The following is a 9,117-nucleotide window of genomic DNA, read 5'->3' as shown; positions in this document are numbered from 1 at the left end:
GCTGACGTTGTCGAGGGCGACGACGCGGGTCTCCCCCTCCCCGTAGACCTTGCTCAGGCCGGTGGCGCGGGCGGCGGCCCGACCGGTGCGGACGGGGGTTGCGGACGTCGTCACGGGGATGCTCCTCACGGGAGTCCTCCAGAGGGGGACTTGGGACGGTGTTTGTGTGCCGTTCAATCCTCCCAGCAGGGAAAACGTCGGAATGTCGCCCGCCGGTACGGTCGGCCTCCGCCTCCGGGTGGGTCGGCGGGGGCCGCTCTCCTCCTCAGGTATGACACCGGCCCCCGAGACACCCGCCCCCCGAGACACCGGCCTCCCCAAGACGCCGCACCCAAGACGCCGCACCCGAGACACCCGCCCCGGGGCATCGCCTCCTGGACGCCCGCCCCCGAGGCACCCGCCCCGTCACTCCACCGCCACGCCCCAGCGCACCGCGAGCCCCGCGAGGCCGCCCTCCACCGCCTTCCCGGCCGGTTCGAACCGCCAGGACCCGCCGGAGCGCCGGAACGACCCGACGTGCATCGCCGACTGCGACATCCCCGCCGTGGCGGCCTCCCAGCGCTCGGGCACCGCGACGCCCGGACCGGCCTCGGCGCGCAGCAGCAGCCCGTGCACGTAGCCCAGCGGCAGGGCCGGCGCGCCCTCCTCCTCGGTGGAGACCGCCACCGCGACCTCGTCCACCGCGGGCGCCAGCCGGGCCGGCTCCAGCACCAGCTCGGCCGCCCGCGCGGGCTCGCCGGCCACCGAGCGGGTGGGCAGCAGCCGCACCGCGCCGTCCGGGTCCTCCGGGCTGTTGAAGAACACGAAGTGCTCGTCGCTCAGCACCGAGCCGCCGCCGCAGAGGAACGCGGAGACGTCCAGCTCCACCGCGTCGCCGCCGGCCGTGCGGCTCTGCCAGACCAGCTCGACGCGGGTCGGTCCGCCGACCGGGTCCGCGCCCGCCCCGGCCGCAGTCCCCGCGGCCTCCGGCCCGGCCGCCGCCGCGGTCCGCCCGCGGGCCCCGGCGCCGTTCCGGCCGCCGGCCCGGTTCGCGCTGCGGTCGGGGGCGCCGTCGGAGGTGCGGTCGGCATTGCCCAGCCGACCGCGCAGGCCTTGCTCGGCCAGCAGTTCCACCAGCTCCGGCCCGCTCACCAGGGTCAGCGGCTTGTTGCGGATGTACTCGTACGAGCCCGGGCCGAAGCCCGCCGTCGTCACCAGGATGCCCTTGATCGCGCCGTGGTGGCGCACCGTCGAATCGAGGTCCCGGACGGCCGTCGGCGACACCGTCGAGCGGTAGCGCTTCGCCTGGATGACGATCCGGCCGCCGGTCACCGGGTCGAGGTCCTCGGCGACCACGTCCACCCCGGCGTCGCCGCTGCGGGCGGTGGTCATCACCCGGAAGCCGCGCAGCCGGAACAGTTCGGCGATCAGCTCCTCGAACTCGATCGGGTCCATCTCGAAGAGGTCCGGGTCCTCCTCGCCGCCCTGCCCCGCCATGCTGCCGCCGACCGTCTCCGGCAGCCGGTCCGGCCGCACCTCGTCCAGCCGCTCGGGGCGCGCCGACAGCTTCCCGCCCAGCGCGGCGAAGCACTCCGGCGCGGCCACCCGGTCCAGCGACAGCCCGGCGAACTCGGCGCGCGTCACCGTGACCGTCGACAGGAACCGCTCCGACTCGCGGCCCGTCGCCGGGTCGATCCCGCGGACGAAGCCGTTCAGCACCACCGAGCCCAGCAGCCCGTCCGGATCGGCCCGGAACAGCTCCGCCACCACCCGCAGCGCGCTCTGCGCCAGCACCTCCCGGTACAGCGCCTTGCGCTCGGTCGCAGGCCGCGAGACTTCGGCCTCCCGGTCGTCGGACTTCACGTACCGCACCCGGCCCACCGACGGCACCACGTCCGGGCCGGGCAGCTCCCAGTTCACCACCAGCTGCCGGGTGGACGCCTCCCAGGCCGCCACCAGCCGGTGCGGGAAGCCCTCCGGCCAGCCCGCCGAGGCGTACAGCACACCCGAGAAGAACTCCTGCACCGCCTCCGCCTGCCCGCCGCGCAGCCGCTCCAGCAGCTCGCGCATCCGGACGGCCCGCTCCTCGTCCTGGCGGCGCAGCTGGGCCGCCCACTCCAGGTACTGGCCGTGGTACTCCGCCAGCCGGCGCTGCCGGTCCGCCTCGGCGGCCTGCGCCGCGTACCAGTCCTGCTCGAACCGGGCCCGGGCCTGCGCCACGTACTGCTCGTACTGCTGCCGGATCCCCGGATTGCGCGCCTGCACCGGGTCCGGCGGGATCACGTGGTAGCGCGCCTGGTCCGGCATCGGGACCGGTTCGCCCAGCCGCCCCGGCTCGAACGGCGGCACCGTGCGCGCCGTCAGCAGCGTCTGCGGACGGAACGCCGGGTGCGCCAGCCCCGTCCCCAACAGGCCCTGCAACTCGGCCACCCGGCCGTCCAGTTCCGCCGTCCGCCGGGCCGCCTCCGCCTCCCGGGACTGCTGGTACGCGCGCTGCGCCTCCCGCTCGGTGCGCGCCGCGGCCCGCTGTGCCTCGCGCTCCTCCCGCTCCCGCCGGCGCTGCTCGGCCGCCTGGGCACGCCAGCGGGCCTCCTCCCGGCGCTGCTGCTGCCGCTGCGCCTCCGCCCAGACCGCCAGCACCCCGTCGTTCCGCCGCCCCGCCACGTCCACCCCTTCGCTCCCGCGCCGGCCTCCCGGCCGCGCCCGCCGCCACAATAGAACGTGGACCGCGGGGATCTCGCCCGATCCCCCCGGAGACCGGCCGTCGACCTGCGGAATCGTCCGGATCCCGCCCTCTCTCGGCGGACGGCCGCGGGGCCTGCCGGGCGGGGGCGCCGGCGGTAGCGGGTAGCCTCGCAGGGTTCGTACGGAGGGACTCGCGTGAACCCACAGCAGCCGGGCTGGATCGCCACCGGCCTGCACTGGCAGGACGGCCGACCCCTGCTCACCGCCACCAACGGCCGGCGCAGCCACGAGCGGGCCGTCACCCCGGGGACGGCCGTCGGCTGGCGGCTCACCGGTCCGCGCCGCTGCACCGGGGCCTGGCTGGCCGGACGTACCGAGCGCACCCCGTGCCCGCACCGGGCCGCCATCGAGCCGGACGGCGGGGCGGTGCAGTGCCCGGCCTGCCAGAGCGTCGACCGGGGCCTCGCGCTCGCCCGCGACCAGATCCTGGACGACGGCCGCAGCTACCACCTCTACCTGGCCTGGTTCGGCGAGGGCCTGCTCAAGGTCGGCCTCACCGCGGAGCAGCGGGGCAGCAGCCGGCTGCTCGAACAGGGCGCCCTGGTCTGGACCCTGGCCGCCCGCGGACCGCTGCCGGCGGTCCGGCGCGCCGAACTCACCGTCGCGGCCTCCGGGCTGGCCCGCGAGCGGTTCAAGAGCCGGGCCAAGGCCGAGGGCTGGTGGCAGCGGGACGCCTGGGCGGGCGGGCGCGCCGTGCTCGCGGCCGCCCGGCGGCAGGCGCACGGGCTGCTCGCCGGCCATCACGGGCTGGACCTGCTGCCCGACCACCCGATCACCGACCACCTCGGGCTGTACGGCCTGGCGGACGGGGCGCCGGAGGGCTACCTGGAGGTCACCGCGCTCACCGACGGGGCGGTCCTGGCCGGGACCCTGCGCGCCCCGGTCGGCCGCCACCTGTTCCTCGACCACCCGGGGCACGCGCTGCCGCTGCTGCTGGACACCCGCCGGCTGACCGGCTGGACGCTGTCCCCGGTCGCGGGGGCGGGGCCGACGCCGGCCGGGGTGGCGGGGGTGGGCCTGGTGGAGCGGTGCCGCCCCGCCGAGACGGGGGCCCAGGGGGAGCTGTTCTGAGGCCGTCCGGACGTGCGGCCGCCCCCGGCGGGGAGACGGGGGCAGCGCGACGGGCGGGGGGCGTTCAGCGGGGTGTTCAGAGGGCGGCCTGGTAGGCGCGGGCCTGGTCGGCCGGGATCAGGTGGGAGACCCGGACGACGACGGTGCCGCGCCGGAAGATGTGGTCGGGGGTCATCTGGGAGCCCATCGACTGCTGGGCCTTGTCGATGTACTCGGCCCAGCCCTGGGCGTCCTCGGGGGTGGCGAACACCTCGACCGTGCCGCCGTAGGCGATGGAGTCGCGGCGACCCTTGCCGGCCGCGGCGGTGGCCTTGGGCAGGCCGGCGATCCGGGTGTCGTCGAAGGCGGTCTTGCTGACGTACTGCTGGGGTTTGCCGAGTTTGCCGGCCGGGTCGGTGGTGGCGTCGTAGACGACGGTCAGCTTCACCGGGAGTCCGGCGGCGGCGAGCTTGGCGGTGACGGCGGCGGCGTCCGGGGCGGGCGCGGCGGCGGTGGTGGTGACGGCGGCGGCCACCGGGGTCTCGGCGGTCGGCCGGGCGCCCGGGGCGGTGGTGGTGCCGCAGGCGGTGAGGGCGAGCAGCAGGCCGGCGGAGAGGGGCGTCGTGAGGGTGGTGATACGCATCGTCTTCCCTGAGGACTGGCGTGATCGTGGTGGGGAGACGCTATAGCCCGATGGGGAGGATGTGTCCGGGGGTTGCCGAGTTGTGATCGTCCGGTGTCCGCTCCCGACCTGCATGCTTTGTGCACGTCAACTCCCGTACGTGCCAAGGGATGCGGCCCGCGCGCACGCGCGGGCCGCATCGGGAGGGCGCCGGGCTCCGCTACCCGGCGGCGCTCCGCAGGAACGCGCGGTTCATCGCCGCGATGCTCGGCAGCGGGATGCCCTTGGGGCAGGCCGTCGCGCACTCGCCGGTGTTGGTGCAGCCGCCGAAGCCCTCGGCGTCCATCGCGGCGACCATGTTCCGCACCCGGGACCTCCGCTCGGGCGCGCCCTGCGGCAGCACATTGAGGTGGACGACCTTGGCCGAGGTGAACAGCATCGCCGAGCCGTTCGGGCAGGCCGCCACGCAGGCCCCGCAGCCGATGCACTCGGCGTGCTCGAAGGCCGTGTCGGCGGCCTCCTTGGGAACGGGCGTGGCGTGCGCGTCCGGGGCGCTGCCGGTGGGGGCGGTGATGTACCCGCCGGAGCCGATGATCCGGTCGAAGGCGCTGCGGTCGACGACGAGGTCCTTGACGACCGGGAAGGCGGCGGCCCGCCACGGTTCGATGTCGATGGTGTCGCCGTCGGCGAAGTGCCGCATGTGGAGCTGGCAGGTGGTGGTGCGCTCGGGGCCGTGGGCCTGGCCGTTGATGACCATGCCGCAGGCGCCGCAGATGCCCTCGCGGCAGTCGTGGTCGAAGGCGACCGGCGCGTCGCCGCGGACGATCAGCTCCTCGTTGAGGGTGTCGAGCATCTCCAGGAAGGACATGTCGGGGCTGATCCCGCTGACCTGGTAGGTGGTCATCGCGCCGGGGGCGTCCGGGCCCGTCTGGCGCCAGATGCGCAGGGTGAGGTTCACGCGTAGCTCCGCTGGGTGGGGTGGACGTGTTCGAAGACGAGGTCCTCGCGGTGCAGGACGGGCGCCTCGCCGGTGCCGGTGAACTCCCAGGCGGCGGCGTAGGCGTAGTCCTCGTCGCGGCGGGCGGCCTCGCCGTCCGGGGTCTGGCTCTCGGTGCGGAAGTGGCCGCCGCAGGACTCGGCGCGGTGCAGCGCGTCCAGGCACATGAGTTCGGCGAGCTCGAAGTAGTCGACCAGCCGGTTGGCCTTCTCCAGCGCCTGGTTGAGCTCCTCGCCGGTGCCGGGCACCTTGATGCGGCGCCAGAACTCGTCGCGCAGCCGCGGGATCGCGGCCAGCGCCCGCCGCAGTCCGGCCTCGTCGCGGGCCATGCCGCAGTTGTCCCAGAGGAGTTCGCCGAGCTCGCGGTGGAAGGAGTCGGGGGTGCGGTCGCCGTCGACGGCCAGGATCAGGTTCAGCCGGTCCGCCACCTCGGCCTCCGCCGAGGCGATCTCCGGGTGGTCCCCGGGGACGGCGGCGACCGGGTTGCGGGCCAGGTAGTCGTTGAGGGTGGGCGGCAGGACGAAGTAGCCGTCGGCCAGTCCCTGCATGAGGGCACTGGCGCCCAGCCGGTTGGCCCCGTGGTCGGAGAAGTTGGCCTCGCCGATCGCGAACAGGCCCGGCACGGTGGTCTGCAGGTCGTAGTCGACCCAGAGCCCGCCCATCGTGTAGTGGATCGCGGGGTAGATCCGCATCGGCACCCGGTAGGGGTCCTCGGCGGTGATCCGCTCGTACATCTCGAAGAGGTTGCCGTACTTGGCGGCGACCGCGTCGCGGCCCAGCCGGCGGATCGCGTCGGCGAAGTCCAGGTAGACGCCCTGCCCGCCGGGGCCGACCCCGCGGCCCTCGTCGCAGACGTTCTTGGCGGCGCGGGAGGCGATGTCGCGCGGGACGAGGTTGCCGAAGGCCGGGTAGATCCGCTCCAGGTAGTAGTCGCGCTCGTCCTCGGGGATCTCGGCGGGCGGCCGGGTGTCGCCCTTCGCCCTGGGCACCCAGATCCGGCCGTCGTTGCGCAGCGACTCGCTCATCAGGGTCAGCTTGGACTGGTGGTCGCCGGAGCGCGGGATGCAGGTCGGGTGGATCTGGGTGAAGCACGGGTTGGCGAAGTACGCGCCGCGCCGGTGGGCCCGCCAGACGGCGGTGGCGTTGGAGTTCTTGGCGTTGGTGGAGAGGTAGAAGACGTTGCCGTAGCCGCCGGTGGCGAGCACGACCGCGTCGGCGGTGTGGGTGGAGATCCGCCCGGTGACCAGGTCGCGGGCGACGATCCCGCGGGCCCGCCCGTCGACGATGAGCAGGTCGAGCATCTCGGTGCGCGGGTGCATCTCCACGTTGCCGGCCGCGATCTGCCGCTCCAGCGCCTGGTAGGCGCCGAGCAGCAGCTGCTGTCCGGTCTGGCCGCGGGCGTAGAAGGTCCGGGAGACCTGGACGCCGCCGAACGAGCGGGTGTCGAGCAGCCCGCCGTACTCGCGGGCGAACGGCACGCCCTGGGCCACGCACTGGTCGATGATCTCCACCGAGACCTGCGCCAGCCGGTGGACGTTGGACTCGCGGGCGCGGAAGTCGCCGCCCTTGACGGTGTCGTAGAACAGCCGGCGGATCGAGTCGCCGTCGTTGCGGTAGTTCTTGGCCGCGTTGATGCCGCCCTGGGCGGCGATCGAGTGAGCCCGCCTCGGGGAGTCCTGGAAGCAGAACTGCACCACGTGGTAGCCCTGTTCGGCGAGGGTGGCGCCGGCCGAGCCGCCGGCCAGGCCGGTGCCCACCACGATCACGGTGTGCTTGCGCCGGTTGGCCGGGTTCACCAGCCCGGCCTCGAACCGCCGCTGGTCCCACCGTTGTTCGATCGGCCCCGCGGGCGCCTTGGTGTCGGCGATCGGCTCACCGGTCCGGTACGAGGCGTACGTGCTCAACTCACCACTCCGGCTCAACTCACCGCTCGGGTTCACTTCACCAGTCGGGTTCACTTCACCACTCCGGTCATCACGGCCACGGGGACGGACAGGAAGCCGACGGTCAGCAGCAGAGCGAGGCCGTTGGCGGTCAGCTTCAGCGCCCGGTCGCGGCGGGCGTTGTTGGCGCCCAGGGTCTGCGCGGCGCTCCAGAAGCCGTGCCGCACGTGCAGGCCGACGGCGAGCATCGCGACGGTGTAGAGGGCGCAGCCGTACCAGGTCGAGAAGGACGCCACGATGTTCTGGTACGGGCGGCCGTGCTCGGCGTTGGGGTTCACCGTCAGCGTGGTCAGGTCGAGGATGTGCCAGACGATGAACAGCGCCAGGATCACCCCGCCCCAGCGCATCGTGCGGGTCGCGTAGCTCGCCCGCCGCCGCTGGTGCACGTATTTGCTCGGCCGGGCGGCCAGGTCGCGCCGGCTGAGCTGGTACGCCGCGACGCCGTGCAGGACGACGGCGGCCAGCAGGCCGGCGCGGGCGATCCACAGGAACCACTCGTGCCCGAGAAGGGGCTCGCCGAGGGTGCGCAGCCAGGCCGCGTAGCCATTGATGTCGTCCGGGCCGAAGAAGACCTTGAGGTTTCCCAGCATGTGGGCGACGAGGTACAGCAGCATGACCAGTCCGCTGACGGCCATGACCGCCTTCTTGCCGACGGTCGACCGCCACAGGGTCGCCAGGGTGGACGGCTGCCGGGCCGTCCGGGTCGCGGTTGTCATGGCGTCAACGGTAGGAAGTCCCGACAATGGCGTCCAAGACAGGATGCGGCTCGTGACGATAGGCACCGGCTATCGGGTGCTCGTATCCTGGACGGCGTGCAGCTCCAGCAACTCCGCTACTTCCTGGCGGTCGCCGAGACCCGCCACTTCACCCGCGCGGCCGAGGCCGAGCATGTCGCCCAGCCGTCCCTCTCCCAGCAGATCCGAGCCCTGGAGCGGGAGTTGGGGGCGGAGCTGTTCCACCGCACCCGGGGCCGGATCGCCCTCACCGACGCCGGGGACGCCCTGCTGCCGCTCGCCCGCCGCATCCTCGCCGACACCGAGTCCGCCCGGCTGGCCGTCCAGGAGACCGTGCAGCTGCGCCGCGGCCGGGTGCGGCTGGGGGCACCGCCGAGCCTCTGCACCAGCCTCGTCCCGGACGTCCTGCGGGCCTTCCGGGACCGCTACCCGGGGGTGGCGCTGGCGGTGCGGGAGGGCGGCTCGCGGGACCTCGTCCGGCTGCTCGCGGAGGGCGAACTGGACCTCGCCCTGATCATCACCCCGCGCCGCGGGGAGTCCGCCCCGGCCCTCGCCGTCACCGAACTGCTGCACGAGGAGCTCGTCCTGGTCGCCGCGACCGCCGGGCGCCGGAAGCGGGTGCGGGTGGCCGAACTGAAGGGGCGGCCGCTGGTGATGTTCCGCGAGGGCTACGACCTGCGGGAGACCACGATCGCGGCCTGCCGGGCGGCGGGCTTCGAACCCGAGTTCGCGGTCGAGGGCGGCGAGATGGACGCCGTCCTGGGCTTCGTCCGGGCGGGCCTCGGGCCTGCCGTCCTGCCCGGCATGGTGGCGGCCCGCTCGGGGCTGGCGGTCACCCCGTTCGCCGGGCCGGGCCTCGGCCGCACCATCGCCGTGGCGCACGGCCGCGAGGTGCCGCCGACCCGGGCCGCCGCCGCACTGCGCGAGACCCTGCTGGCCCACCTGCGGGAGGGCGAGCTGCCGCCCGGCACCCGGCTGCTGCTCGACTGAACCGGGGGCTCCCCGGCGCCGGACGCGCGAGGGCCCGGGGGCAGCTGCCCCCGGGCC

At 74.6% G+C, this 9,117-nt stretch carries 7 protein-coding genes and 1 pseudogene; 2 read left to right on the top strand and 6 right to left on the bottom strand.

Going from position 1 to position 9,117, the window contains the following annotated elements:
• Both ACWGB8_RS36640 and ACWGB8_RS36635 read right to left on the bottom strand, forming a co-directional pair.
• A pseudogene (locus tag ACWGB8_RS36640) lies at nt 1-114 on the bottom strand (ABC transporter ATP-binding protein); the annotation flags it as partial.
• A gap of 291 nt (nt 115-405) precedes the next feature.
• Nucleotides 406-2,643, bottom strand: coding sequence for a restriction endonuclease (locus tag ACWGB8_RS36635; RefSeq protein WP_452217986.1), 2,238 nt, complete (start codon nt 2,641-2,643; stop codon nt 406-408).
• 216 nt (nt 2,644-2,859) lie between these two features.
• Between ACWGB8_RS36635 and ACWGB8_RS36630 the strand changes: the two genes are divergently transcribed.
• Entirely contained in the window at nt 2,860-3,795 is a 936-nt protein-coding gene (locus ACWGB8_RS36630; protein ID WP_452217985.1) for a DUF2797 domain-containing protein, read from the top strand.
• Nucleotides 3,796-3,871: 76 nt separating this feature from the next.
• Here the strand turns inward: ACWGB8_RS36630 and ACWGB8_RS36625 are convergent, their stop codons facing one another.
• From ACWGB8_RS36625 to ACWGB8_RS36610, 4 genes are all read right to left on the bottom strand, one after another.
• Nucleotides 3,872-4,417 (bottom strand): hypothetical protein, encoded by a 546-nt coding sequence (locus ACWGB8_RS36625; RefSeq protein ID WP_452217984.1) that lies wholly within the window; start codon nt 4,415-4,417, stop codon nt 3,872-3,874.
• Nucleotides 4,418-4,616: 199 nt separating this feature from the next.
• A complete protein-coding gene (locus tag ACWGB8_RS36620; protein ID WP_452217983.1) occupies nt 4,617-5,354 on the bottom strand; it encodes a succinate dehydrogenase/fumarate reductase iron-sulfur subunit in 738 nt (245 codons plus the stop codon).
• On the bottom strand, nt 5,351-7,297 hold the full coding sequence (locus ACWGB8_RS36615; RefSeq protein ID WP_452217982.1) for a fumarate reductase/succinate dehydrogenase flavoprotein subunit: 1,947 nt from the start codon (nt 7,295-7,297) through the stop codon (nt 5,351-5,353). The genes ACWGB8_RS36620 and ACWGB8_RS36615 overlap by 4 nt, the downstream gene beginning before the upstream one ends.
• A 50-nt stretch (nt 7,298-7,347) precedes the next feature.
• Nucleotides 7,348-8,052, bottom strand: a complete 705-nt coding sequence (locus tag ACWGB8_RS36610) for a succinate dehydrogenase cytochrome b subunit (protein WP_452217981.1) — start codon at nt 8,050-8,052, stop codon at nt 7,348-7,350.
• A 96-nt stretch (nt 8,053-8,148) separates the two neighbouring features.
• Here ACWGB8_RS36610 and ACWGB8_RS36605 point away from each other — a divergent pair, with 96 nt between their 5' ends.
• A complete protein-coding gene (locus ACWGB8_RS36605; RefSeq protein WP_452217980.1) occupies nt 8,149-9,060 on the top strand; it encodes a LysR family transcriptional regulator in 912 nt (303 codons plus the stop codon).
• Nucleotides 9,061-9,117: the final 57 nt, after the last annotated feature.

The sequence above is a fragment of the Kitasatospora sp. NPDC054939 genome (assembly GCF_053610105.1).
This window is presented reverse-complemented; position numbering and strand designations above follow the sequence as displayed.